The sequence below is a fragment of the Tepiditoga spiralis genome, from assembly GCF_014701195.1.
In the GTDB taxonomy this organism is placed as follows: Bacteria; Thermotogota; Thermotogae; order Petrotogales; family Petrotogaceae; genus Tepiditoga; species Tepiditoga spiralis.
This window is the reverse complement of the sequence record NZ_AP018712.1, coordinates 378334-403164: the sequence shown is the minus strand read 5'-3', so window position 1 is coordinate 403164 and position 24831 is coordinate 378334. Positions and strand designations below refer to the sequence as shown.

At 26.1% G+C, this 24831-nt stretch carries 26 protein-coding genes; 8 read left to right on the top strand and 18 right to left on the bottom strand.

Annotated elements, in window-relative coordinates; translation table 11 throughout:
• Nucleotides 1-936: a glycosyltransferase family 2 protein gene (locus tag IGS63_RS01820; RefSeq protein ID WP_190615347.1), complete on the bottom strand. Its 936-nt coding sequence runs from the start codon at nucleotides 934-936 to the stop codon at nucleotides 1-3.
• A gap of 261 nt (nucleotides 937-1197) precedes the next feature.
• On the opposite strand from IGS63_RS01820, the gene IGS63_RS01815 reads away from it, so the two are divergent.
• Entirely contained in the window at nucleotides 1198-1536 is a 339-nt protein-coding gene (locus IGS63_RS01815; protein WP_190615346.1) for a hypothetical protein, read from the top strand.
• A 49-nt stretch (nucleotides 1537-1585) separates the two neighbouring features.
• On the opposite strand, the gene IGS63_RS01810 is transcribed toward IGS63_RS01815, so the two are convergent.
• The 15 genes from IGS63_RS01810 to IGS63_RS01740 form a co-directional block, all read right to left on the bottom strand.
• Nucleotides 1586-2536: a glycosyltransferase gene (locus tag IGS63_RS01810; protein WP_190615345.1), complete on the bottom strand. Its 951-nt coding sequence runs from the start codon at nucleotides 2534-2536 to the stop codon at nucleotides 1586-1588.
• A gap of 319 nt (nucleotides 2537-2855) precedes the next feature.
• Nucleotides 2856-3896, bottom strand: a complete 1041-nt coding sequence (locus IGS63_RS01805; protein WP_190615344.1) for an NAD-dependent epimerase/dehydratase family protein — start codon at nucleotides 3894-3896, stop codon at nucleotides 2856-2858.
• Nucleotides 3893-4819 (bottom strand): NAD-dependent epimerase/dehydratase family protein, encoded by a 927-nt coding sequence (locus IGS63_RS01800; protein ID WP_190615343.1) that lies wholly within the window; start codon nucleotides 4817-4819, stop codon nucleotides 3893-3895. Before IGS63_RS01800 ends, IGS63_RS01805 begins: the two co-directional genes overlap by 4 nt.
• A gap of 100 nt (nucleotides 4820-4919) precedes the next feature.
• Nucleotides 4920-5990, bottom strand: coding sequence for a CDP-glucose 4,6-dehydratase (gene rfbG / locus IGS63_RS01795; RefSeq protein ID WP_190615342.1), 1071 nt, complete (start codon nucleotides 5988-5990; stop codon nucleotides 4920-4922).
• Between the two features lie 30 nt (nucleotides 5991-6020).
• Complete coding sequence (gene rfbF / locus IGS63_RS01790) at nucleotides 6021-6800, bottom strand: glucose-1-phosphate cytidylyltransferase (protein WP_190615341.1); 780 nt, start codon at nucleotides 6798-6800, stop codon at nucleotides 6021-6023.
• Between the two features lie 12 nt (nucleotides 6801-6812).
• Nucleotides 6813-8159 carry a lipopolysaccharide biosynthesis protein RfbH gene (rfbH, locus tag IGS63_RS01785; RefSeq protein WP_420856918.1) on the bottom strand — a complete coding sequence of 449 codons (1347 nt, stop codon included), beginning with the start codon at nucleotides 8157-8159 and terminating at the stop codon, nucleotides 6813-6815.
• A gap of 378 nt (nucleotides 8160-8537) precedes the next feature.
• Nucleotides 8538-9611 (bottom strand): GDP-L-fucose synthase family protein, encoded by a 1074-nt coding sequence (locus IGS63_RS01780; protein WP_190615339.1) that lies wholly within the window; start codon nucleotides 9609-9611, stop codon nucleotides 8538-8540.
• Between the two features lie 31 nt (nucleotides 9612-9642).
• Entirely contained in the window at nucleotides 9643-10722 is a 1080-nt protein-coding gene (gene gmd / locus IGS63_RS01775) for a GDP-mannose 4,6-dehydratase (protein ID WP_190615338.1), read from the bottom strand.
• A 328-nt stretch (nucleotides 10723-11050) separates the two neighbouring features.
• Nucleotides 11051-12217 carry a nucleotide sugar dehydrogenase gene (locus IGS63_RS01770; protein WP_190615337.1) on the bottom strand — a complete coding sequence of 389 codons (1167 nt, stop codon included), beginning with the start codon at nucleotides 12215-12217 and terminating at the stop codon, nucleotides 11051-11053.
• Between the two features lie 14 nt (nucleotides 12218-12231).
• Complete coding sequence (locus IGS63_RS01765) at nucleotides 12232-13227, bottom strand: glycosyltransferase (protein WP_190615336.1); 996 nt, start codon at nucleotides 13225-13227, stop codon at nucleotides 12232-12234.
• A complete protein-coding gene (locus IGS63_RS01760; protein ID WP_190615335.1) occupies nucleotides 13227-14546 on the bottom strand; it encodes a sugar transferase in 1320 nt (439 codons plus the stop codon). The genes IGS63_RS01765 and IGS63_RS01760 overlap by 1 nt, the downstream gene beginning before the upstream one ends.
• Before the next feature lie 332 nt (nucleotides 14547-14878).
• Entirely contained in the window at nucleotides 14879-15280 is a 402-nt protein-coding gene (locus IGS63_RS01755; protein WP_190615334.1) for a hypothetical protein, read from the bottom strand.
• Between the two features lie 172 nt (nucleotides 15281-15452).
• Nucleotides 15453-15644: a hypothetical protein gene (locus tag IGS63_RS01750; RefSeq protein ID WP_190615333.1), complete on the bottom strand. Its 192-nt coding sequence runs from the start codon at nucleotides 15642-15644 to the stop codon at nucleotides 15453-15455.
• Nucleotides 15644-15856, bottom strand: a complete 213-nt coding sequence (locus IGS63_RS01745; protein WP_190615332.1) for a DUF2922 family protein — start codon at nucleotides 15854-15856, stop codon at nucleotides 15644-15646. The genes IGS63_RS01750 and IGS63_RS01745 overlap by 1 nt, the downstream gene beginning before the upstream one ends.
• Before the next feature lie 48 nt (nucleotides 15857-15904).
• Nucleotides 15905-16105: a hypothetical protein gene (locus tag IGS63_RS01740; protein WP_190615331.1), complete on the bottom strand. Its 201-nt coding sequence runs from the start codon at nucleotides 16103-16105 to the stop codon at nucleotides 15905-15907.
• Nucleotides 16106-16397: 292 nt separating this feature from the next.
• Here IGS63_RS01740 and IGS63_RS01735 point away from each other — a divergent pair, with 292 nt between their 5' ends.
• Genes IGS63_RS01735 through IGS63_RS01720 form a run of 4 tightly spaced genes read left to right on the top strand, consistent with a single transcriptional unit; the run spans nucleotide 16398 to nucleotide 20730 of the window.
• Nucleotides 16398-18224 carry a GumC family protein gene (locus IGS63_RS01735; protein ID WP_190615330.1) on the top strand — a complete coding sequence of 609 codons (1827 nt, stop codon included), beginning with the start codon at nucleotides 16398-16400 and terminating at the stop codon, nucleotides 18222-18224.
• Nucleotides 18225-18272: 48 nt separating this feature from the next.
• Nucleotides 18273-19097 carry a fumarate hydratase gene (locus IGS63_RS01730; protein WP_190615329.1) on the top strand — a complete coding sequence of 275 codons (825 nt, stop codon included), beginning with the start codon at nucleotides 18273-18275 and terminating at the stop codon, nucleotides 19095-19097.
• On the top strand, nucleotides 19087-19578 hold the full coding sequence (locus tag IGS63_RS01725; protein ID WP_190615328.1) for a FumA C-terminus/TtdB family hydratase beta subunit: 492 nt from the start codon (nucleotides 19087-19089) through the stop codon (nucleotides 19576-19578). Before IGS63_RS01730 ends, IGS63_RS01725 begins: the two co-directional genes overlap by 11 nt.
• A gap of 12 nt (nucleotides 19579-19590) precedes the next feature.
• The gene (locus IGS63_RS01720) at nucleotides 19591-20730 is read left to right on the top strand and encodes an NAD(P)-dependent malic enzyme (RefSeq protein ID WP_190615327.1); all 1140 of its coding nucleotides are present in this window, start codon (nucleotides 19591-19593) and stop codon (nucleotides 20728-20730) included.
• 28 nt (nucleotides 20731-20758) lie between these two features.
• Here IGS63_RS01720 and IGS63_RS01715 read toward each other — a convergent pair whose 3' ends face one another.
• Entirely contained in the window at nucleotides 20759-21256 is a 498-nt protein-coding gene (locus tag IGS63_RS01715) for a hypothetical protein (RefSeq protein ID WP_190615326.1), read from the bottom strand.
• Nucleotides 21257-21425: 169 nt separating this feature from the next.
• On the opposite strand from IGS63_RS01715, the gene IGS63_RS01710 reads away from it, so the two are divergent.
• Entirely contained in the window at nucleotides 21426-22607 is a 1182-nt protein-coding gene (locus tag IGS63_RS01710; protein WP_190615325.1) for a phospholipase D-like domain-containing protein, read from the top strand.
• A 17-nt stretch (nucleotides 22608-22624) separates the two neighbouring features.
• On the opposite strand, the gene IGS63_RS01705 is transcribed toward IGS63_RS01710, so the two are convergent.
• Nucleotides 22625-23041, bottom strand: coding sequence for an Hsp20/alpha crystallin family protein (locus tag IGS63_RS01705; RefSeq protein WP_190615324.1), 417 nt, complete (start codon nucleotides 23039-23041; stop codon nucleotides 22625-22627).
• A 288-nt stretch (nucleotides 23042-23329) separates the two neighbouring features.
• Here IGS63_RS01705 and trhA point away from each other — a divergent pair, with 288 nt between their 5' ends.
• Both trhA and IGS63_RS11755 read left to right on the top strand, forming a co-directional pair.
• Nucleotides 23330-23965: a PAQR family membrane homeostasis protein TrhA gene (gene trhA, locus IGS63_RS01700; protein WP_190615323.1), complete on the top strand. Its 636-nt coding sequence runs from the start codon at nucleotides 23330-23332 to the stop codon at nucleotides 23963-23965.
• A gap of 93 nt (nucleotides 23966-24058) precedes the next feature.
• Nucleotides 24059-24802, top strand: coding sequence for a peptidylprolyl isomerase (locus IGS63_RS11755; protein WP_190615322.1), 744 nt, complete (start codon nucleotides 24059-24061; stop codon nucleotides 24800-24802).
• Nucleotides 24803-24831: the final 29 nt, after the last annotated feature.

Sequence of the window (24831 nt, the reverse complement as noted above, 5' to 3'; positions counted from 1 at the left end):
TCATTTTCTCCTTATTTTTTTATTTAATTTTTGTATAAATTTTTTAAATAAATAGATAAACAAATATTTACATTTAAAAAACAAAAGTTTATTTTTTTGCTCTTCTTCAATCATATATCTATATTTTTTCTTTAGGCAATACAAATATTGAAAATATACTTCTCGATCTTTTTTATATTTAAATATATTATTTAGAAAATAAACTTTTGAATAAGTATAATATTCGTCCAAATCATAACTTATTGAAAAAGAATTTTTATGAGCCCTAAAAAACGACAAATTTTCATCAATAAAACCAAATTTTGAATAAGAAGCTGCTGTAAAAAGAAAAATTAAAAGATCATTTCCTGCACCATATCTTGAAAAATCTAATTTTTTAGGATTGTTAATATCAATTAATAGATTTTTTTCAATATCTTTTCTTCTAAATAAAGCATTACCAGGAGATACTGGAACGTGCTTTTCTCCAAATAAATGAGCTTTAATAAAAGCTTTAGTTTCATATTCTCCAGTTTCTCCAAATCTGTAAGCTTTTCTTTTTTTTCCAGTTTCAAAGTAAATAATAGTGGAAGTATAAACAAAACCAATTTCCATATCATTCATTAAAAATGGTAAGGTTTTTTCAATATAGTCTTTCAATATTTGATCATCTGACCATAATATTTTTATATATTCTCCTTTAGAATGTTCTAAACATTTTTTCAAATTTTTAACTGGTCCTAAGTTCTCTTCATTTTGAAAAACTTTTATACGGCTATCTTTTCGTGCCTCATCATAAACTACTTCATAAGTTGCATCTGTACTACAATTATCTACTATAATTATTTCAATATTCTGATATGTTTGATTTTTTGCACTTTGTATTGTTTCTAATATAATTTTCTCTCTATTATAAACTGGGATCAAAATGCTAACTAACGGTTTTGATTTATTCAATCCCTTCACTCCTTCGTGTATAATATTTTCTTATAATTAATAAATTTGATATTTATTTTAAAAAAAGTATTCTAACTCTGAGTTATTATTTAACTATAGTAATTCCGTCACCTTTTGCATGTAAAGTGCCCAAAAAAGTCTGACTAACTTTGGTATATAAGTTGAATTGTTACCGGAGAATGAGCTTTAGCTCTTACATACAACGAGACTCTTTTCTTATATACCCAGAGTTATAATTTTAATCTGAAAGGTTGTGTTTCTATGTTGTTTGTTGGTATTGATGTTTCAAAAGATAAACTTGATTATTTTTTTGATAATTCTATCAAAGGTATTGTTGATAATTCTATTGATGGTTATGAGAAACTTGTTTCTATTTTCAAAGATAAGGACATTTCTTTTGCTTTAGAATCTACTGGTATTTATTCTAAAAATATTTTTGTTTTTCTTAAAGCTCATGGGTTTAATGAATTATTTTTTTTTGCGCCTTCTGATGTTTTTAATACCAGAAAGATTCTTAATTGGCCTAAAAATGATAAATTAGACGATTTGAATCTCTTAGAGAATTTACTCGTTCTAGATATCATATTTCACATCAATTAGCAACAAAAAAAATTATCTTGTTTAGCTGATTACCAGTTATTTTCCTGATCTATCCAAAACTTTTCTTTTTATTATTTTTTAATTTAAAAGCTTTTATAAGAGAAAATTCTTCAAAAAATAAATATACACTAAATATTGTTTTTAAAATTAAAAATATATTTTTACTCTGAATTGCCGTTCTTATAATATGTTTCCCTAAAAATAATTCAACCTTTTGAGTTTCAAGCTTATCACAAGTTTCTGGATGAAGATTGATTAATGTTGAAAATATTCCCAATATCTGTTTTATTCTTATATCTTTAGCTTTCTTCCAATCTAATATTTTACCTTTTTTTTCTACTTCTCTGTAATGCTCTGCTTCTCTTAACGACACTAATTTCTTACTTATAAATCCTATTTCTTCTTCAGTTGCTCCAATATAATAACAAAGATATTCTTCAGAATTATAGTGATAACTTTCTTTAAATATATTTAATAATTTTTCACTTCTTAACATCGCTGTTAGTATATTTAAAAAATAATTTGTTTCATTTCCAGGAAGTAATTCTTCACCTTTTAAAAACTTAAATTCATCTCCATCGTAAATAGAAGTAAATTCATCTAGAAGATTTCCATTATAATCAATTGAATTAGCATTTGAATAAACAATATTAATATTTTTATATTGATTTAATACTTTAACTTGCTTTTCAATTTTAGTTTTATCATTCCACAAATCATCATCTGGAGTAAATGTCATAAATTCTCCATCAACATAGCTAAATGCTTTTAATGCATTTTTTCCCATTCCTATATTTCTATCATTTTTGATATATTTTATTTTATTTGAATTTATTTTTTTTACCATTTCCTTTGTATCTGTATTATTAGAATTGTCAGTTATTATTATCTCAAAATTTTGATAACTCTGAATAAGAATACTTTCTAATAATTCTCTTAATAACTTAGGCCTATTATACGTTGTTATACATATAGATACTTTTCCTTTTTTTATTTCCAAATTAATAATACTCCTTTCAACTGTATTCTTATACAAATATTTATTTTCTATCTTCTTCAAATTTTATATAATTTTTACCTATTATTAATGATTTTTCTGAAATTAAAAATACCTCTAAATTTATATCTATATTTTATTTCATTATTAGCTTATTCGATATAATAAACTTTTAATAATTCAATTTCTTTTATTAGTCTATTTCTACTTGCATTCAGCTTTTATAAAATTGTTACATTTATATTTTTTCTTATCAACTCTTTAATTATAAAACTATTTAAAACAACCTGTCACTATCACTAATTCAATCATTTTTTATTTCCTATTTTATTTTTACATCATTTATTTTTTCCACCCATTCGTACATTCTTTTCAATCCATCATATTTATTTACCTTTGGTTCCCAATCAAAATCTTTTTTAGCTTTTGAAATATCAGCAACAAACACTTTTTGATCTGATTCACGCCATGGCAATTTTCTATATTCCATTTTTATATCAAGATTTTTTTCAAGTTCTTTAAATAATTCAAGTAGTGAAAAGCTATTTTTCATTCCTCCACCAATGTTATAAACTTGGCCTTTTGTTTTATCAATATTTTCTATAGCTAACTCATAACACTCTATTAAATCCGTTCCAAATAATATATCTCTTACTTGTTTCCCATTTCCAGATATAGTAAATGGTTCTTCTGCTATTCCTTTTTTTATTTCATAAGCTTTCTGGCAAAACCATCCTACCCAACCTTGATCTTTTGTAGCAAATTGTCTTCCACCGAAAATAGATGAATGTCTAAAAACTATTGTTTTTAATCCAAATATTCTCGCATAATCAAGCATATATTGATCTGCACTCCCTTTTGAACATCCATAAGGCGAATGAAATTCTAAAGATATTGTCTCATCAAATCCATTTGGGTAATCTTTAGATACATATCTTAAATTTTTTTCCTCAAAATTCAAATATTTTAAATCTCCATAAACCTTATTAGTCGATGAAAAACAAACAATTGTCTCTGGCGAGTATTTTCTTACACTCTCAAGTACATTTATAGTTCCTTTTACATTTATTTCAAAATCCATATATGGATTTTCTATTGAGGTTGTCATAGCAACTTGACCTGCAAAATGAAATATTATATCTGGTTTTTCTTCTTGAATAACTTTACCTATTTCATATATATTTCTAACATCACCTTTTATAAATTTAAAATTTCCTTTTAACGAATTTAACCAGTCAAGATTTTTTTCTGTTCCAAACCTATACATATTATCAAAAACTATAACTTCATTTCCATTTTTTATATAATGTGCAGCCATATTAGAACCTAAAAATCCACAACCTCCATTTATCAAATATTTCATTTATTTTCTCCTTTCAATAATTCTATATACTTTTTTAGCCCTTCTTTGATATCTATATTAAAATATTGCCCTATTCTATTTTTAAATTTACTTATATCCAATTCAAAATCCATTATTTCATTTTCTCTATAAGGAATTTTTCCAAATTCTATTTCTGAATCCGATTTAATATAATCTTTACAAAATAGTATGATTTTTTTCAAAGAAATACTTTTACCTGACGATAAATTAACTATTTCACCTAAAAAATTATCATATTTTTTTAAAATTAAACTAATTCCATTTGCAAAATCTGAAGCATAAATAAAATCTCTCTTTTGCTCTCCTAAAGTTGTTTCTATTTTGTTATTATCAAGTAATTGATTTATAATATAAGTAATAAATTTATTTTTTTCTTGGTATTTTCCAAATAAATTACCAGGTCTAACAACTGCTATTGGAAAATTATAATTTTTATTTAGCATCATAGCAGTATTAGTAGTAATTTGTTTGGCTAAAGCATATGGTGAATTAGGATATTCTCTGTTATTTTCATTAAATGGAGCTTTTATATTGCCATATTCTTCTCCAGAACCAAAATGCAAAAATAATTTTAATTTTTTTAGAGCTTTTGATGCTTCATAAAGTTTCAAAAATATATTAATATTTGCCTGTATCATATCATTAAATATATCCATATTCCTTTCAGCAGTTACAATAGAAATAAGATTAATAATATAATCTGGATCTTCATCACTTATTATTAGTTTTATATTATCATTTTCAAAAAAATTATATTCATAATATTTTATTTCATTATATTTTTTTATAAATTGTTCATCAACATATTTATCAATAACCACAATTTTATATTGCTTAGATAAATACTCTATTAGGTTCTTACCAATAAACCCAAAACCACCTGTAATTAAAATTTTTTCCATAATCTTCTCCTTTAATTACATTTGTTTTTAATAAATGTAAAATTATCTAACATTTCATTACTAAAAAAACTAATTTTATACATTTTAAATATGCATTTATTTATTTGTTTATAAACTTTTCTATTTGTTCTACACACATGTTATACACACTTCTATTCTTATATTCTCTATACCACTCTACTGTCATCTCTATTGTTTCATCTATATTTAAAGTTGGCTTCCAACCAAGTTTAAATCTTGATTTTGATATATCAAGTGCAAGTAACTTTGCTTCATGTACTGCAGTCGAATTAGATATATCTTTTAATTCTCCATTACCATAGTTTTTGATTACTTTTTTACCTATTTCCCATACAGAAACTATAGAATCAAGAGTTGGTCCAAAATTCCATCCCTCTGCATATTTTTTAGGATTTTTTAATAACTTTTCTCCTAATAATAAATATCCACTTAATGGTTCCAAAACATGTTCCCAAGGTCTTATTGCTTTTGGATTTCTTATTTCAATAGGGTTTCCTTTTTCCAAAGCTCTTATACAATCAGGTATTATTCTATCTCTTGCCCAATCTCCACCACCTATTACATTACCTGCTCTTACACTCGCAATAGCCTTACCATGTTTTTCATAATCTTTTGTATTGAAAAACGATCTTCTCCATGAACTTATTGCAATTTCTGCTGCCCCTTTAGATGAAGAATAAGGATCATATCCACCCATAGCTTCATTTTCTCTATATCCCCATATTTGTTCTCTATTTTCATAACATTTATCTGTTGTTATCATTATTCCAACTTTAGTTTCGGGAGTTTTTCTTATGCACTCCATTATATTAATCGTTCCCATTACATTTACTTCATACGTTTCTACAGGAATTTCATATGACAATCTCACTAATGGCTGTGCTGCCAAATGAAATACAATTTGAGGTTTGTATTCATTAAATACTTTCTCCAATTTTTTTTTATCTCTAATATCCCCTCTAATATCTACTATTTTATCAGAAAGCTTAGATAATACAAAATTATCTTTAACTGTATATGGATCAAGCGCATATCCTATAACTTCTGCACCAAGTTCTTTAAGCCAAATAGTAAGCCAAGAACCTTTGAAACCTGTATGACCAGTAACTAATACTCGTTTCTCTTTATATATATTATTAAATAAATTCATTAAAATCCTCCATTAAAATAACATTAATTTCTAATCATTCCAAATTTTCCAAGGAGCTTTATTTTTATCCCACATTTCGTTCAATTCTATATTATCTCTTAACGTATCCATAGGTTTCCAAAAACCTTCATGCTTAAAAGATGTCATTTTCCCATCTTTTGCTATATTTTCAAGAGGTTCTCTCTCAAATATAGTACTATCTCCATTTTTTATGTAATCAAATACTTCTGGTTCACATACAAAATATCCAGCATTTATCCACATTCCATCTCCTGCTGGTTTTTCTGTAAAAGCAGTAACATCATTATTTTCATTAATTTCCAAAGATCCAAATTTGCCTTTTGGTTTATATGCTGTAACAGTTAAAGCTTTTCCTGATTTTTGATGATGTTTTACAAGCTCTTCTATGTTAATATCAGCAACACCATCTCCATACGTTAGCATAAACGGTTCTTTTTTTGTATATTCTTTTATTCTTTTAATTCTACCACCCGTCATTGTATTTTGACCTGTTTCTATCAATGTTACTTTCCAAGGTTCCGCTTTATTATTATGAACTTCTACACTATTACTTTTTACATCAATCGTTACATCACTTGTATGTAACATATAATTTGCAAACCATTCTTTTATTACATAACCTTTGTATCCTAAACAAACAATAAATTCATTATATCCATATTCTGAATAAGTCTTCATTATATGCCATAATATGGGTTTGTCTCCTATTCTTACCATTGGTTTAGGTATGTTTACAGTTTCTTCACTTAATCTAGTCCCAAATCCACCTGCTAAAAGTACTACTTTCATAAAGACCCCCTTTTATTTATTAATTTTAATATATTCTTTTATTTTTAATATCATATAGTCTAACATCTCATCTGTTATACCAGGATAAACACCTATCCAAAAAGTATTTTTCATAATAAAATCTGTGTTTTTTAAGTTCCCAATTTGTTTATATCCAGTATTTGTTTTTCTCATTTCATCAAATGCTGGATGTTTTATTAAATTTCCTGCAAATAAATTTCTAGTTTGAATTTTATTTTTTTCTAAAAACTCTACCAATCCTTTTCTTGTTATATTGTTATTTTCTTTCACAGATATTATAAATCCAAACCAACTTGGATTGGAATTTGCTTCTGCTTCTGGTAATATTAACACATCAGAAACTGATTTTAATCCTTCATTTAATTTCTTCCAATTATATCTCCTTCTATTAACAATATTTTCTAACTTATTTAATTGAGCTACTCCAATTGATGCTTGCATATCTGTAGCTTTCAAATTATACCCAAAATGAGAATATACATATTTATGGTCATATCCTAAAGGTAATTCTCCATATTGTTTACTAAACCTATGATTACAAGTATTATCCACTCCACTTTTACACCAACAATCTCTTCCCCAGTCTCTAAAAGAATTAATTAGTCTATTTAAAAGTGAATTATTTGTATATACAGCTCCACCTTCTCCCATAGTCATATGATGTGGAGGATAAAAGCTTGAAGTTCCTATATCCCCTATTGTTCCAGTTTTTTTCCATTCACCATCTATAAAGTATTCTGAACCAAGAGCATCACAATTATCTTCTATTAACCATAATTTATTTTTATCACAAAATTCTTTCACTTCTTTTAAGTTAAATGGATTTCCTAAGGTATGAGCAACCATTATAGCTTTGGTTTTATTGGATAATGCTTTTTCTAATTCTGTAACATCTATATTGTATGATGGTAACTCTACATCTACAAATACTGGTATTGCTCCATATTGAATTATAGGAGTTACTGTTGTTGGAAAACCTGCTGCTACAGTAATTACTTCATCGCCTTTTTTTATTCTTTTCTCCCCTAGCTTAGGAGAGGTTAATGCCATAAAAGCTAAAAGATTTGCAGATGAACCTGAATTTGTCAAAGAACAATATTTTATATTAAGATATCTTGCAAATTTTTCTTCAAATTCTTCTGCCCAATGCCCAGATGTCAACCAAAATTCTAATGATGAATCCACCAAATTAATTACTTCGTTTTCATCAAAAAAACGTCCTCCATAGTTAATAAAAGTTTCTCCAGGTATAAATTTTCTTTTGTTTTTATGAACTAAATTATAATATTCTTTTGTTTTTTCTAATATTTCTTGTTTTAATTGTTCTTTTTTATTCATTGATTTCTCTCCTTGAATAGATGATTGTCTAAAGTTATCAGAATTTGTTTTCATAGTTAATCTATACACTCTAACTGTTTTTGGTTTTCTTTTTAGTATCATATCTGCTATATGGTCTCTTTTCGTGTTGTATTTGCATCTACTATTGCTTTTATTATTTTGTTTGATATGTTTAAATATTTTTGCTCTTTTACTTTGTTCACCAATTACTATTCTTAATGGGTATAAATTGTCATACAAAGTTTTTCCTTCTCTTAAAAACTCTGGCGAAAACATACTATTTTCTATTTCATATTTCCCTTTTATACTATTTGTATATCCAACTATGTGGTTTTATCATAATTAAAGAACTTTAAAATTTTATTTTTTATAAAATCTTTATCTCCCTCTAAACCAATCATAAATTAACTTCACACCTTTTTCTAACTCTATATTATGTTTCCAACCCAAAGAATTTAATTTAGATACATCAAGTAATTTTTTAGGTGTTCCATCTGGTTTTGTTTTATCATAGATTGTTTCTCCATTGTATTCAATAATTTCTTTTATTAAATTTGATAATTCTTTTATTTTTATATCTTTTCCAGTTCCTATATTTACGAAGTAGTCTAGAGATACTTTTTTCATTTCTTTGGCTTCTATATTTTTCATTAAGTATACACATGCATCAGCCATATCTTCTACATATAAAAATTCTCTATATATTTCTCCACTTCCCCATAAAGTTATTGCTTCTTTTGTTACCCCAACTTTTTTTAATACTTTTAGTATAGAATCTTTATTATCAAAATCTATTTCTTTATCTAGATTAAATCCTATTTTATACTTTTTTATATTTTCTATTATTTTATCATATTTTTCTTCTTCTAATAACTTTCCTAAATAAAATTTTCTAATTAATGCGGGTAAAACATGTGCTGTTTCTAAATTAAAATTATCATTTGGACCATACAAATTTGTTGGCATTACACTTATAAAATTTGTTCCATATTGTTCATTAAAGTATCTACACATTTTTATTGCAGATATTTTTGCTATTGCATAAGGTTCATTTGTTGATTCAAGTTCTCCTGTTAATAATTCTTCTTCTTTCATTGGTTGTTTTGCATATTTTGGATATATACAAGATGATCCAAGATTTAATAGTTTTTTTACACCATACTTATATGATGCTTCAATTACATTTGAAGCTATCATTATATTTTGATATATAAAATCAGCCTTGTATGTATCATTAGCCAATATTCCACCTACTTTAGCTGCTGCTAAAAATACATATTCTGGCTTTTCTTGTTCAAAAAATTCTCTTGTTTCTTGTTGATTTGTTAAATCTAATTCTTTGTGCGTTTTTGTTATTATATTAGTATAACCATCTGATTTTAGTTTTCTAATTATTGCAGATCCAACCAATCCTCTGTGACCAGCAACATATATTTTTGAATTTTTTTCCATTATTTCACCTCAGTATTAAAAACAATATTTTTTAGTCAAAACTTCTTGTACTTTTATCTTCTTTTTTTACTAACTCCATATCTGATTTTACCATTATTTTTATAAGTTCTTTAAAAGAAGTTTTTGTTGGATTCCATCCTAACAAAGTTTTTGCCTTTGTTGGATCACCTAAAAGTTGTTCTACTTCTGTTGGTCTAAAATATTTTGGATCTACTTCAACTAATACTTTTCCTGTTGCTTTATCTATTCCTTTTTCATTTATTCCATTTCCTTGCCAATCAAGTTCTATTCCAACTTCTTTAAAAGCAAGTGTTGTAAATTCTCTTACTGTATGCATTTCTCCTGTTGCTATTACAAAATCTTCTGGTTTGTCGTATTGTAACATCAACCACATACACTCAACATAATCTTTAGCATATCCCCAATCTCTTTTTGCATCCAAGTTTCCTAAATATAATTTTTCTTGTTTTCTTAATTTTATTCTTGAAGCTGCCAATGTTATTTTTCTTGTTACAAATGTTTCGCCTCTTCTTTCGGATTCATGATTGAATAATATTCCGTTTACTGCAAACATATTGTATGCTTCTCTATAATTTTTTATTATCCAATATCCATATAATTTTGCTACAGCATAAGGACTTCTTGGATAAAATGGAGTTGTTTCTTTTTGTGGGATTTCTTGAACTTTTCCAAATAATTCTGATGTTGATGCTTGGTATATTCTTGTTTTTTGCTCAAATCCCAAAAATCTTACTGCTTCTAATAATCTTAATGTTCCTATACCATCTGTATCTGCTGTATACTCTGGAACTTCAAAAGAAACTTGAACATGTGATTGTGCTGCAAGATTATATATTTCATCTGGTTCTATTTCTCTTATTAATCTTATTAAATTTGTTGAATCTGTCATATCTCCATAATGAAGTTTTACCTTTCTCTCTTTATGCATATCTTTTATTAATTCATCTATATATAAATGTTCTATTCTTCCTGTATTAAAGCTTGAACTTCTTCTTATTATTCCATGGACTTCATATCCTTTTTCTAAAAGAAATTCTGCTAAATAGGAACCATCTTGTCCTGTAATACCTGTTATTAATGCTTTTTTCATACAAATACCTCTCTTTACTTAAAATTTAATCCAATTATTTGGTGCTATGCCAATATTTGTATTATTCACAACTCACTTTTTAGGGACTATCTCAATTTTATTTGTTATGATTTCTTAGCTAAGCTCCACACCAATGAATTTTACTCTTATCTATTATAGAATTCTTATATAAAATCATTAACTATAATTCTTGAGAATCAAAACTATATTTGTCTCTAAAAATAAAATTTTCATTTAATTTAAAACTGTTTTTTACCCATTCAAAATAAATTATTGTCAAAATAGTTGATTTCCAAAACCACTTTTATATTTTACAATTTTCACAATATCAATCCCTTTTATATAAATCTCTAGTATAGATTTTTTCAATTACATCATTAAGTTCTTCATGCATTCTATTTGATATTATTACATCAGATAAGTTTTTAAATTCATCTAAATTATTTATAACTCTTGAATTAAAAAATTTAGTTTCTTTTAGAGTTGGTTCATATACTATCACTTCTATTCCTTTTGCTTTTATTCTTTTCATTACTCCTTGAATAGATGATTGTCTAAAGTTATCAGAGTTGGTTTTCATAGTTAATCTATATACTCCAACTATTTTTGGTTTTCTTTTTATTATCATGTTTGCTATATGATCTTTTCTTGTTGTATTTGCATCTACTATTGCTTTTATTATATTATTTGGGACATTTTCATAATTTGCAAGTAATTGTTTTGTATCTTTTGGTAAACAATATCCTCCATATCCAAATGATGGATTGTTATAATGATTTCCAATTCTTGGATCAAGTCCTATTCCTTCTATTATTTGTTTAGTATCTAATCCTCTTATTTCTGCATATGTATCTAATTCATTAAAAAAAGATACTCTCATTGCTAAGTAGGTATTTGCAAATAGTTTTATGGCTTCTGCTTCTGTTTCATTAGTATACAATACTGGTATATCTTTTTTTATTGCTCCCTCAATTAATAGATTTGCAAATGTTTTTGCTCTTTCGCTTTGTTCACCAATTACTATTCTTGATGGATATAAGTTGTCATACAAAGCTTTTCCTTCTCTTAAAAATTCTGGTGAAAATATAATATTTTCTATTTCATACTTTCCTTTTATACTATTTGTATATCCAACTGGAATAGTTGATTTTATTATCATTAAAGCATTTGGATTTATCTCTAAAACATCTTCTATTACTTTTTCTACTGTTGATGTATCAAAATAATTTTTTTCTTCATCATAATTAGTTGGTGTTGCTATTATTACTATTTCAGCATTTTTATATGCTTCATTTTTATCTAAAGTTGCTTTTAAGTTTAATTTTTTTGTTTTTAGATATTCTTCTATTTCTTTATCCTTAATTGGAGAAATTTTATTATTAATCATTTCTACTTTTTCTTTAATTATATCTAATGCTGTTACTTCATTATGTTGTGCAAGTAATATAGCTAATGATAATCCCACATATCCTGTTCCTGCTATTGTTATTTTCATGTTATGAAAGCTCCTTATTTTTTTAATAATTTTAAAAATGATTTTATCACTCCCAAAAAAAAACCTAAGTGGTTCATAAAGTATGAATAAAGCGCATAAGGCAACAAAAATATTTCTATTATATTATCTATTTCAATTAAATATGATATTGAACAAATAAAAAAATAAAATAACAAAACATATATATAAATTTTTAAATTAATAAAAAATAAAATTAAACCTATAATTCCAGCTAATAAAGGAAAATAATGTCTAAATAATATTCCCTCTTTTCTATTAAAAAGCCATATTCCCTGTTTAAATTGCCTTTTATAAAGCTCAATAGCGTTTGTAGATTTAAGTTTATAATAAATTTTCATATTTTTTAAAATTTTAATTTTACCATTAAAAATTTTTTTTAATCTATAAAATAAATCTATATCTTGCCCTCTTATTAATTTTTCATTATAACCATTTACTTTAATTAATTGTTCTTTTCTAAATATTCCATAAGGAACTGTATCAACTATTTTGTTTTTTGCTTTATTTAATTTATTCATTCTATATTTTGAAAAACCAGATCCTAAGTATGAATTAAAAATTTTTGAAATTACCTTACTTCTCTTAGTTTCAAAAACAGGTGTTGTATACCAATATCCCCCAACTGATATTAAAGAATCATTATTTATCATTTCAATAATTCCTTCATATATATATTCTTTATTATATGTGGCATGTGCATCTAGTCTTACTATATATGAACCTTTAGCTCTTTTTATTCCAATATTCATAGAAATCGGTGTTAATTTTTTTGGATTATTTAATAATAAAATATCATATTTTCTTTTTTGTTTTTCTGTGTTTATGATTTTTACTGTATTATCACTAGAATTTCCATCAACTAAAATTAATTCAATTTTTTCTTTAGGATAGGTTTGATCATCTATTGACTTCAATAATTTTTTTATGTGTTTTTCCTCGTTTAACAAAGGTATTATAATACTAATCATTGGTAATTCATATTTCTTCACTATCTAGAACCTCTCATTCCCAACATCGTTTCTGCTGTTTTTAGCATTATTTGTAAGTCCATTATCGATGTTCTGTTTTTTATGTAATATAAATCATATTCTGTCTTTTTTTTGTAATCTTCTAAAGTTGTTGTATGCTTATAGTTTATTTGTGCCCAGCCTGTTATTCCAGGGTTTAATAAAAGTCTTTTTGGATAAAATAGTATTTTTCCCTTCATTTGATTGTGAAACTCTTGCATTTCTGGTCTTGAACCAACTATAGACATATTTCCAATTAAAACATTAAAAAACTGTAGCGTTTCATCTATTCTTAATTTTCTTGTTATTTTCCCTATTTTTAATACTCTTTGTTCTATTCCAGCATTTGGATTTTCTTTGTTTATTGGTTGATTTTTTAATGATCTAAACTTGTGCATTTTGAATAATTGTTCGTTTTTTCCAACTCTTTTTTGAGAAAAAACAATTGGCTTTCCGTCTTCAAATAGTGTAAAAAAAGAAATTATAAGCATAAACGGTGAAAAAACAGCAAATAAAACAGAGGATATTATAATGTCTCCAATCCGTTTTGCTGGCGATTCTTTAACATTTTGAAAGATAACTTCATAATATTCTTTAAACTTTTCTGCTACTTCAAGTGGTATTCTTTTTAAATAGTTTTCTGCTATGTTTGGAAGGTACTCTATTGGTATATTTCTTTTTTTGTATTCTTGAAGTTGCGGTTTTACTAAGTCTTCTAATTTTGGATCGGTTATTATTATTGCGTTGAAGTTGTTTTTTGCTGTTTCTTTTTCTTTTTTTAAGTTGAAAAAGTATAATGGATTTTTTTCTTCATAATTTTCTGTCATTAACTTTTCAAGTCTTACTGGTGAAGGGTTTATATATTCTACAAATTGTAGTTTGTTCATTGATTTTTTTGTTATTTCGTCTAATATTTTTCCTATTTCATTTTTTCTTCCTATTACAAGATATCTTTTTACTGGAAAGTGTTTTGAATATAAAATGTATTCTATTTTGTGAAGAACAGGTATTGTTATCATAACAAATAATAGGTTATATAAGAATATATATCTGTTTATATATTTTTCAATAAATACATAAACGAGCAATATTATTATATAACCTATTATTGTTCCAACTGTTGTTCTTATTAAATTTTCATTTATTGATTTCATGTTTTCACTGTCATATGTTCTAAATGCATATAGCCCTATGAATAATGCTGCTGTTATTATTAATGATAACCAAATTGGCAAAGCCATTGCATATATATTGAATAAAAGTATGATAAGCATGTCTAGTAACTTTATAGCTTTTCTCATAATGTCCCCCATTCTATTTTCACAATCATTATATATTTTATCATATAAAAGACTTTCAATCAACCATTGATTATTTTAGCATATAAACTTGTGAAAATCAACCTTGTTAATTTTTTTTACCAAAAATTATTTTATTATTAATATATCGTGCGATTGATTTATTAAGCTGTTGAAAAAAATAATAAACGTACTATTATTATAATACATTTTTTATTAATTTTTATAATCTTAGATAAAAGGGTAATTTTAAATGTTTAATTGACTATGTTATTATTTAATTGTCATTATTTGTATATTAATATAAAAATCCTCCACAAAGTGGAGGATTTAACTTACTCTCTGTTATAAACTTCTGATGTTTCTTCATAAAAATAAACTTTATCCCAATTTCGTATATAAAATGGGCTTTCTTTTCCAACATAGGGTAGTTTTGTTTTTTGTTTTCCTATGTCATTCATAACCTTTAGGTCTATATATCTGCTTGAATATCCTTTGAATTGTCCTTTCATTTTAAATGTTTTAATTGCAAGGTTGAATAAATAACATAATGATTGATATGTTCCATCAAAATCTGTTGAACAGTTTTCACAGAGTTTTTTTGTTTTGTTTTTTAGCATTCCTATGTACTTGTTAAATAATGTTTCTTTTGCCTTTTCCTTCAATCTTTTTGGTGTTTTTTCATTTTGAATCATTTGAACCAATTGTTCATCTGTGAATCTTTTTTGATTCAGCATAAAATCTCCCCCTTTTGATTTTGTTTTTTTAACAATACCTATAGGCTAAACTGTAAAATTAGTATATGTGAAAAAAAATACTATTAAACTTATTTTTATCTATATATACATAAGTATACCATAAATTTGTTTTTTTAAGCAAAAAGTGCGGGGCATTTTTTGCCCCGCAATGTTAATTTTTTAATAACCCTGCTATGCCGTCTATCATTGCTGATATTGCTGCATCTAATAATGGATTATACAAATTATTTACTTTTAAAACTTCTTTTGTTGCATTCATTACTATTTCCTTTTTTATTTCACCATTTCCTGGATGTTCTATCATCTTAACCAAGGTTGGTATTATTCCTGTTAATATGTCCATTAGTTTTCTATTAAGTTGAATACTTCTGTTTTATTGGTATCGGTTATTAAAGCTTCATCTTTTGCTGCTGTTGTTGGAACAAGAACTCCAATCATTTTATCCATTGATGCTTGTATTTCTTCTTGAGTTTTTGTATCATCAAAGTCAGATATGTTTACTGTGTAATTTTTCTTTGCATTCACATCATAAAATTTCATTGTAAGTTTTTTCATTAAAATCTCCTCCTTAGTTTAATTATTTTTTATTATTTTTGTTAATCTTTAAATTATTTCATAATCCTCTCTGTATGCATAAAAAGCATTTTTGTTTGAGGAAAGATTTACTACTTCATCTAAGGCTTGTTTTATTAATGTGTCATCATCTGTGTAGAGATTGTAAGTTTTTGTTGTTCTTTTTTCCTTTCCGTTTATTGTTTCTGTGTATGCTACTTTTCCACTTTTTTTCAATAGATTTTTTGCCATGATTTTCATCTCCTCTTTTTAGTTTTTTGGACGTCCACTTATAATATCCATTTTTATTATTGAATTTGTGTAAATTTTTATTTACAACTTAAAGGTGAGGATTTGATTACACCTTTCAAGTCTTTAAAACGTTTTATTTTTTATGTTTAAACTTTGTTGTTTGTGTTTTATTTTTTTATTTTTTATGGTAAAATAAAAAAGTTAATATGAAAAATAATAACTATAAATAATCATAAGAGTAATTAATAAAAAAATTCAATACAAAAAATAAAGATAAATTAGGAGGATTTTTATGGAAGAACAAGAAATGGAGTTGAGTCTTTCAGACATTTTAAGAATTTTTAAAAGAAGAAGTAAGTTTTTTTGGATAATTTTAATTTCTACTTTTGTTTTAACTTTAATTTATTTGTTTGCTTTTGCAAAGCCTGTTTATGAGGTTAAACAAACTATTGAGTATAAGGGAAGTAGCGGTTCTTCTTTTTCACTTGGTAGTTTGAGTGGTTTAGCTTCTTTAGCGGGTATTTCAACAGGTGGAAACTCTTCTCTTTCAACAGAAATAGAAAAGATGAAGTCCGATGAAGTTTTAAAAGAAGTAATAAAAGATTTAAATATGGTTGAAAAGGCAAATGAAAATAAAGGATTTTTAACAAAACTTAGAGGAATTACTTATACTGAAAGAGATTTTATAGATAAATTAAAAGAAGATATAAGCATTAATAATGTTAAAGATACAAGCCTTTTGAATATTTCTTATAAAAATAGTGATCCAACCTTTGCTGCTTCTGTTGTTTCTTTGCTTTATAAACATTATATGAAGTATTCAGAAGATAATTATTATAAAAATAATGCAGAATACATGAGTGGAATAAATAAATTATTTAATGATACAGAAACTCAATTTGATTTAATAAATAAAGAAATAATGGATTATCAGATAAAAAATAAGATAACAAGTAGTCAAGTTCAAAATGATCCAATGATTAGTTATTATGCAACAACTTATATGAACTTATTAAAGCTTGATTCTCAAAAGTCTCAATTAGAAATGAAGTTAAAGGCTATTGAATCAAATTTATTGAAGTTGAATCCAGATATGAAAGAATATTTGGCTGTTAACTCTGTTTCGGCATTGAATAATTTAAAGGTTTCTTTAGAAAAAAATAAGATGACCTTAGAAACTTTAAAGCTAACTCAGCCAAACTCTCCAAAAATTGATGAATTAAATGCTGTTATATCTGTTCAAGAAAACGATTTTAAAACTTCTTTAAATAAGGTTCTTTCAAACAACTTAAACTTTCTTGCAGCAACGGATAAAAACACTTTTAATGATTATATAAGTACAAAGACTCAACTTGAAATGTTTGATGTTTTAAAAAATGTAAATAAAAAAATTTTAAGCATGATTGATGCTGAAATTTCTAAAAAGTCTCCTATTTTGTATAAATATTATGAATTGAAAAAGAATCAAAAGATACTTGAAACAAAGTATAACTCTCTTTTGAACCTTGTTGAATCTGAAAAAATGAAAAAGAGTTTGTATCAGCAAAAGTTTGATGTTGTTTCTCCTGTTTATGTTCCTTTAAAGCCTGTTGCACCAAATAAAAAGTTAACTCTTGCCATTGGTATTGTTTTGGGAATTTTCTTGGGTATTCTTGGAGTATTTTTAAAAGAATCTTCGGATAAAACAATTAAAGATATAAACGAATTTGAAGCTTTGTTTGGTGTTCCTGAAATTAAAATGAGTAAAAAAGAAGTTAATAAACTTGCAAATTATATTTATCAGCATGGTGGAAATAATATTGGTATTATTTCTTTGTCTAGTGATCCTGAAATTCATAAGATTGGTAGATTTGTTTATAATAAGTTGTATGAAGTAAATAATGATTATGATTTTTATGATACTCATACAATTTCAGATAAGATAAAAGTTTTTGATGAGGTTAAGGGAAAAGATAAAAATATTTTGAGCTTTATAGATTTTGAATCTGAAGATTATATTTTGTATAAAAATATTTTAGATGTTAATATAATTTTAGTAAAAGAAAAAGAAACAAATATAGATCATGTTGTTGAAGCTAAAAAGTCTATTAAAAATATGGTTTACGTATATATTAAATAAAACAAGAGCTTTGCTCTTGTTTTATTTAATTATTGAAAGGGTGATTTTATGGAGAGTGTTGATTTAAATAGTATAAAAAATGAATTAATTGAAGCTATTAAGAATGCAAATGTTCTTATAAACTCAAAGGTTAAAGAAAAGGTGGATAATTATTCAGGTTTGTTTTGCAATACTTTAAAAGAAAACTACTCTGTTTCAAAGGATACTGGTATGCCTTTGTGTCAAGATACTGGAATGGTTGAATTTTTTGTTTTTGTTGGTAAAGATCTTTGTTTTAATGAGAATATAAATGATTTTTTAAATAATTGTGTTGAAGAGGTTTATACTAAAAATCCTTTTAGATATTCAACTGTTAATGATCCTTTGTTTGAAAGAAAAAACTTAAATAATAATACTCCAGCAATTGTTCATTTGTTTCAAACTAATGATAGTACTTTAAAAATAAAGTTTTTAATAAAGGGTGGAGGAAGCGAAAATAATACTGCTCTTTTTATGTTGAAGCCTTCTAGTACAAAAGAAGATGTTGTGGAGATAGTTAAATCTTTTATTAAAGAAAATGGTGCAAAGAGTTGTCCTCCACTTCATGTTGGTATTGGTGTTGGTGGAAGTTCAGATAAGGCTATTATTTTGTCTAAAATGGCTCTTTTAAAAGATTTTAATGAAAGAAATTCTAATGAACTTTATGCAAATCTTGAAAATAAATTAATAAAGGAATTAAATGAATTAAAGATAGGCTTTCAAGGTCTTGGAAAAGGTAGTTCTGTTCATTCTGTTCATATAAATTACTTTCCAACTCATATAGCAACGTTGCCGCTTGCTATTTCTGTTGATTGTTATCTTTGCAGAAAGGGGGAAGTTTGTTTTGAATATTGAGTCTTTAAAGATTTGGGATGAAATAAGTTATAGTGGTGAATTAATTGTAATGCGTGATGCTGCTCACAAACGTTTAAAAGAGTTAATGGATGATAATAAAAAACTTCCTGTTGATTTAAATAAAAAAATAATATTTTATGCGGGTCCTGCAAAGAGTTTAGATGGGTTCCCTGTTGGTTCTATTGGGCCAACAACGAGTAATAGAATGGATCCTTTTCTTGATATGGTGTTTTCTCTTGGAGTTCTTGGTACTATTGGTAAGGGAAAGAGAAGTTCTGTTGCAATAAGTATGTGTAAAAAATATAAAAGGGTATACTTTGTAACTCCAAGTGGTTCTGCTGCAGTAATGGCAAAAAAGGTTATTAAAAGAAAGGTTTTAGCTTTTAATGATTTGGGTACAGAGGCTATACAGCTTTTAGAGGTGGTTGATTTTCCACTTCTTGTTGCAATAGATAGTAATGGTAATAGTATCTTTAAATGAGGATGTGAAAATATGGATATTAAGGAACTTTCTTTAAAAAAACATGAAGAATGGAAAGGTAAGTTAGAGGTAGTTTCAAAGTCAAAGGTTAACAATTCTCATGATTTGGCAATTGCATATACTCCGGGTGTTGCAGAGCCTTGTAAAAAGATTTATCAAAACAATGATGATGTTTATAAGTATACAATGAAGGGAAATACAGTTGCTGTAATAACTGATGGAACAGCTGTTCTTGGTCTTGGAGATATTGGTCCAAAGGCTGCTCTTCCAGTTATGGAAGGTAAGTGTGTTTTATTTAAGGAGTTTGCTGGGATTAATGCTATTCCAATTTGTTTGGATACAAAAGATGTAGATGAAATAATTAAAACAATTAAGTTGATTTCTCCTGGTTTTGGTGGAATTAATCTTGAGGATATTTCTGCTCCTCGTTGTTTTGAAATAGAGGAAAGATTAAAAAAAGAGTTGAATATTCCTGTTTTTCATGATGATCAACATGGAACTGCTATTATAGTTCTTGCTGGTATAATCAATGCTTTAAAGGTTGTTAATAAAAATACAGATGTAAGAGTGGTTGTTAATGGTGCTGGTGCTGCTGGAACTGCTATTACAAAACTGCTTTTAAAGTATGGTTTTAAAAATATAATGGTTTGTGATAAACAAGGTATTTTAACGCCTAAAACGGCTGTTAATGATCATCAAAAAGAATTGGCTTTAATGACAAACACAAAAGAATTGAGTGGTAGTTTAAAGGATGCAATAAAAAAATCAGATATATTTATTGGAGTTTCTGCTCCAAATATAGTTACTGAAGATATGGTTAAATCAATGAATAAAGATGCTATTATCTTTGCTATGGCAAATCCAACACCAGAAATAATGCCTGATTTGGCTAAAAAGGCTGGAGCTAAAGTTATTGGAACTGGACGTTCTGATTTTCCAAATCAAGTTAATAATGTTCTTGCTTTTCCTGGAATTTTTAAAGGAGCTTTAAAAATACGGTCTCAAATAAGTGATGATATGAAGGTTGCTGCTGCAGAGGCTATTGCTTCTATGGTTGATGATTTGAATGAAGATAATATATTGCCTAAAGCTTTTGATGAAGGTATTTCTGATAAAGTTGCAGAGGCTATTGTAGCTATAAATAAAAAATAAAGGCTTTCGCCTTTATTTTTTATTTAAGTTAAAATGTTAATCCTACACCAAGTGCGTATCCTAATTGATCAAAGTGTCTGAATTTATCATTAGTTACAAAGTATGCTTCTCCGATTATATTAATTGCACCTAAGTTTAATTCAGCTCCACCTTTTAATACAAATGGGTTTAATGAATGGTATAATCCGCCAGATGGTGTTGTTTCTGTTGTGCTTGGGTCTTGAAGATTGAATAGTAAGATTGGTGAAACTCCACCATAAACATCTATTATTCCAAGTTTTAATACACCTAGTACAAATGCATTAAATTCTAAAAAATCTGGATGGCGAGGGTCATTAGGCATATAACCTTCAATAGATAATCCTATAAACGAGTCTAAGTTAGAAATTCTAAATCCATTTGCTCCTTTTGGTGTTCCATCAGGATAGGTGTCGCCATTAGGCATAAATCTAAATGCTCCTGATAGTTGTACAGAAAAAGCAAAAACTGAAATAACAACGATCATCAATACCAATAATTTTTTCATAAACATCACTCCTTACCCATATTAAGGATTTTTAATAATAAACTATATACTTCATTAATATTTTACTACAATTTTAAAACAAATGCAAATTAGATTTTTTGTTGAAGATACTATATAATAATGAAGGTGAAAAAAATTTATTGAAAAAATTTATTTTTGGAGGGTTAGTATGAGAAAGTTTTTAAGTATTTTAATTATTTTAACATTGCCTATTCTTGTCTTTTTATCTGATTATAACTTAAATTTGTCAAATGGAGATTATCTATGGATAAATGGTCTTACTGATAATATTATCGGCCATATTCCAGGTATGTATGAACAAAATAATGAACTTTTTTTTAGAGCAGATAATAGTGTCTCTGAATATTCTTTTGATATTGGATTGAATAAATGGAAAATAGGTATTTCAAAAAACACAAATGATTCAACAGTTTTATTTTATGATATTTCAACACAAGATAGAAATAATAAAAACTTATCTTATTTTTTGAATCTTATAAATGGTGCTAAGAAATTTATTTATCTTTCTGTTTATGATTTAGATAATGTTGATATTGTAAATGCTTTAATTTCTGCAAAAAATAGAGGGGTTGATGTAAGAGTTGTAATTGAATCTGGAAATAGAAATACAAAAACTGATTTTAAATTACCAAATAATAATATACCTATTATTTATGATATGAATAGTGCATATATGCATAATAAGTTTGGTGTTATAGATGGTTATTGTGTTGTTACTGGTAGTACAAACTTAACTGAAACTGGTATAAATTCTAATTCTAATAATATGTTTATTGTGTTTAATAATGAACTTGCACAAGATTATATGGAGGAATTTAATGAACAATTTAATAAAAAGATGTTTGGAAAGTATGATGATAATATAAAGAGTTTTGTTAAAGTAAAGACTAATTCTGGTTTAATAGAACCATTTTTTATGCCCGAAGATGATTTAAAGGATAGATTAGTTCAATTGATAAATAGTGCTCAACAGAGTATAGATATTATGATGTTTACTTTTACTGATAAAGAAATTGCAAATGCTCTTTTAGATGCAAAAAATAGAGGTTTAAAGATAAGAATCATTATGGAAACATTTCAAGCTAAGAGTTCGTGGTCTGTTTACTCTTTTATTAAAAGTTTAAATCCAGTTTTAGATAAAAATCCAAGAACTTTTCATCATAAAGTTATGATAATAGATAATTCTATAACCGTTACTGGTTCTTATAATTTTACGAATTCTGCTCAATTTAAAAATGATGAGAATGCTTTAATTATTCATAGTCAAGATGTTTCTCATTCTTTTACAAAGGAATTTAATAGATTTTGGACTTTGTATACAAAAAAATAAACTGCGCTAAGCGCAGTTTATTTTATAACGATTTCTTTTGAGTTATTTTGTTTTTCTTTTTTTGGTATGTTTAATTTTAAAATTCCATTTTCAAAGTTTGCATCTATTTTTTCTACATCTACATTTTCAGGTAGTTTAAAGCTTCTTTCAAAGGTTCCAAATACTCTTTCTCTTCTGAAATAATTTTTTCCTTTTTCTTCTTTTTCTTCTTTTTTATCACATCTTATGCTCAATACGTTGTCTTCTAAGTTTATTTTTATGTCTTTTTTTGTTACTCCAGGAAGTTCTGCTTCAATGTTTAAACTTTTTTCATCTTCATATATGTCTATTTTCATGTCTCTTGTTGGAGCTGCATTTAATAGATTGTCAAATTCTTCAAATAATTCAAATGGTTTTTTGAAAAAATCGTCGTTATAAACTTTTAATAAACTCATACATAACACCTCCATCTTTTTGTTTTTATCGTTTTATTTTTGTGTTTCTTTCATTTACACCTATATGATAGCACATTAGCACTCTATATGTCAAGTTGCTAATACGAATTATAAAATTTATTATAATTATTTTTAATAAATAATTATAGTTATAATAAATTTATTTGATACTATTTTGTTTATTACTTGTTACTTATAATTGCTAATTATTTTTATTTTTAATTTAATGATATAATTAAAAAAAGTATTTATAAAAAATATAATAGTTATTTTTATGGGAGGGATTTTATGAAAAAAAGAGATTATTCAATTGGTGAGGAAATTTTTAATAGTATAACTCATGGAGTTGGTGCTTTATTGAGTTTAATAGCTTTAATATTATTGCTTGTAAGTTCCTTTCTTAAAGGAAACACCTTGCATGCGGCTAGCGCTTTGGTTTATAGTTTAACTCTTTTTACTCTGTATTTGTTTTCAACGCTTTATCATGCTATACCAAATAAAAAGGCTAAGTCTGTTTTTAAAATCTTTGATCATTCTTCAATTTTTTTGTTAATCGCTGGTACTTATACTCCTTTTACTTTAATAACTATTGGTGGAGATCTTGGTTGGAGGGTGTTTGCTATTATATGGAGTATTGCCATTTTTGGAATATTAAAAGAGATTTTTATAAAAAAGAAAATGGTTGTTCTTTCAACATTAATTTATCTTTCTATGGGGTGGATGGTTGTTTTTGTTTTAAAACCTGTTGTAAGTAATTTACCTTTTTGGGGATTGATATGGCTAATAATTGGTGGGCTTTTTTATACAGCTGGTACTGCTTTTTATATAGTTAAAAAAATACCTTATTTCCATTCTGTTTGGCATCTTTTTGTTTTAGCTGGAAGTGTTTCTCATTTTATTTGTATTTATTTTTATGTTGTTTAATGAATAAAAAATGAAGTTGTTAAGTTCTATTTTAAAATAATTAATTTTTATATGTTAGACTTTTAATAATTCAAAATAAAAGGAGTTAAAAAAATGTCTGATAAAGTATTAGCTGTTGTAAATGGTAAAGAAATAACAGAAAGAGCTGTAAATGATTTAATTGCAAAGCTTGGTCCTCAAAGATCTGCACCTTTCATGACACCAGAAGGTAAAAAACAATTATTAGATGAGCTTATAAATCAAGAATTAATTTATTTAGATGCAATTGATCAAAAATTAGATGAAGAAGAAGATTTTAAAATAAACTTAGATGTTGTAAAAAAAGATATTTTAAAACAATATGCAATTGGTAAACTTTTAAATCCTATAACTGTTTCTGATGATGAAGTTAAGAAGTATTATGAAGAAAATAAAGCTGCTTTTGTAAAGCCTGAAAGCGTTAAGGCAAGTCATATTTTAATTGATTCTGAAGAAAAAGCAAATGAAATTTTAGAGGAATTAAAAAATGGTACTGATTTTGCAGATGCAGCTAAAAAATATTCAAGTTGTCCTTCAAAGGCTCAAGGTGGAGATCTTGGCTACTTTGGAAGAGGTCAAATGGTTCCAGAATTTGATTCAGCTGTTTTTAATATGGAATTAAATGAAATAAGTAATCCTGTTAAAACTCAATTTGGTTATCATATAATAAAGGTAACAGATAAAAAGGATAAAGAAATGAGTTCTTTTGAAGAGGTTAAAGAAGGTATTACAAAACAAATGTTGAATATGAAACAAAGTGAAGTTTACTTGAAAAAATCTCAAGAGTTAAAATCAAAATATACTGTTGAAATAAAATAAGAACGCCTTATGGCGTTCTTTTTAATAGG

Coding starts and splice junctions, on each gene's coding strand:
- IGS63_RS01800 (WP_190615343.1), bottom strand. CDS start 4,819: ATGGAAAAAATTTTAATTACAGGTGGTTTTGGGTTTATTGGTAAGAAC.
- IGS63_RS01815 (WP_190615346.1), top strand. CDS start 1,198: ATGTTGTTTGTTGGTATTGATGTTTCAAAAGATAAACTTGATTATTTT.
- IGS63_RS01740 (WP_190615331.1), bottom strand. CDS start 16,105: ATGGCAAAAAATCTATTGAAAAAAAGTGGAAAAGTAGCATACACAGAA.
- IGS63_RS01750 (WP_190615333.1), bottom strand. CDS start 15,644: ATGGACATATTAACAGGAATAATACCAACCTTGGTTAAGATGATAGAA.
- IGS63_RS01730 (WP_190615329.1), top strand. CDS start 18,273: ATGGAGAGTGTTGATTTAAATAGTATAAAAAATGAATTAATTGAAGCT.
- IGS63_RS01780 (WP_190615339.1), bottom strand. CDS start 9,611: ATGGAAAAAAATTCAAAAATATATGTTGCTGGTCACAGAGGATTGGTT.
- trhA (WP_190615323.1), top strand. CDS start 23,330: ATGAAAAAAAGAGATTATTCAATTGGTGAGGAAATTTTTAATAGTATA.
- IGS63_RS11755 (WP_190615322.1), top strand. CDS start 24,059: ATGTCTGATAAAGTATTAGCTGTTGTAAATGGTAAAGAAATAACAGAA.
- IGS63_RS01770 (WP_190615337.1), bottom strand. CDS start 12,217: ATGAAAATAACAATAGCAGGAACAGGATATGTGGGATTATCATTAGCT.
- IGS63_RS01715 (WP_190615326.1), bottom strand. CDS start 21,256: ATGAAAAAATTATTGGTATTGATGATCGTTGTTATTTCAGTTTTTGCT.
- IGS63_RS01705 (WP_190615324.1), bottom strand. CDS start 23,041: ATGAGTTTATTAAAAGTTTATAACGACGATTTTTTCAAAAAACCATTT.
- rfbF (WP_190615341.1), bottom strand. CDS start 6,800: ATGAAAGTAGTACTTTTAGCAGGTGGATTTGGGACTAGATTAAGTGAA.
- IGS63_RS01710 (WP_190615325.1), top strand. CDS start 21,426: ATGAGAAAGTTTTTAAGTATTTTAATTATTTTAACATTGCCTATTCTT.
- IGS63_RS01745 (WP_190615332.1), bottom strand. CDS start 15,856: ATGAAAAAACTTACAATGAAATTTTATGATGTGAATGCAAAGAAAAAT.
- IGS63_RS01805 (WP_190615344.1), bottom strand. CDS start 3,896: ATGAAATATTTGATAAATGGAGGTTGTGGATTTTTAGGTTCTAATATG.
- IGS63_RS01760 (WP_190615335.1), bottom strand. CDS start 14,546: ATGAGAAAAGCTATAAAGTTACTAGACATGCTTATCATACTTTTATTC.
- IGS63_RS01755 (WP_190615334.1), bottom strand. CDS start 15,280: ATGCTGAATCAAAAAAGATTCACAGATGAACAATTGGTTCAAATGATT.
- rfbG (WP_190615342.1), bottom strand. CDS start 5,990: ATGAATTTATTTAATAATATATATAAAGAGAAACGAGTATTAGTTACT.
- rfbH (WP_420856918.1), bottom strand. CDS start 8,159: ATGAATAAAAAAGAACAATTAAAACAAGAAATATTAGAAAAAACAAAA.
- IGS63_RS01720 (WP_190615327.1), top strand. CDS start 19,591: ATGGATATTAAGGAACTTTCTTTAAAAAAACATGAAGAATGGAAAGGT.
- gmd (WP_190615338.1), bottom strand. CDS start 10,722: ATGAAAAAAGCATTAATAACAGGTATTACAGGACAAGATGGTTCCTAT.
- IGS63_RS01735 (WP_190615330.1), top strand. CDS start 16,398: ATGGAAGAACAAGAAATGGAGTTGAGTCTTTCAGACATTTTAAGAATT.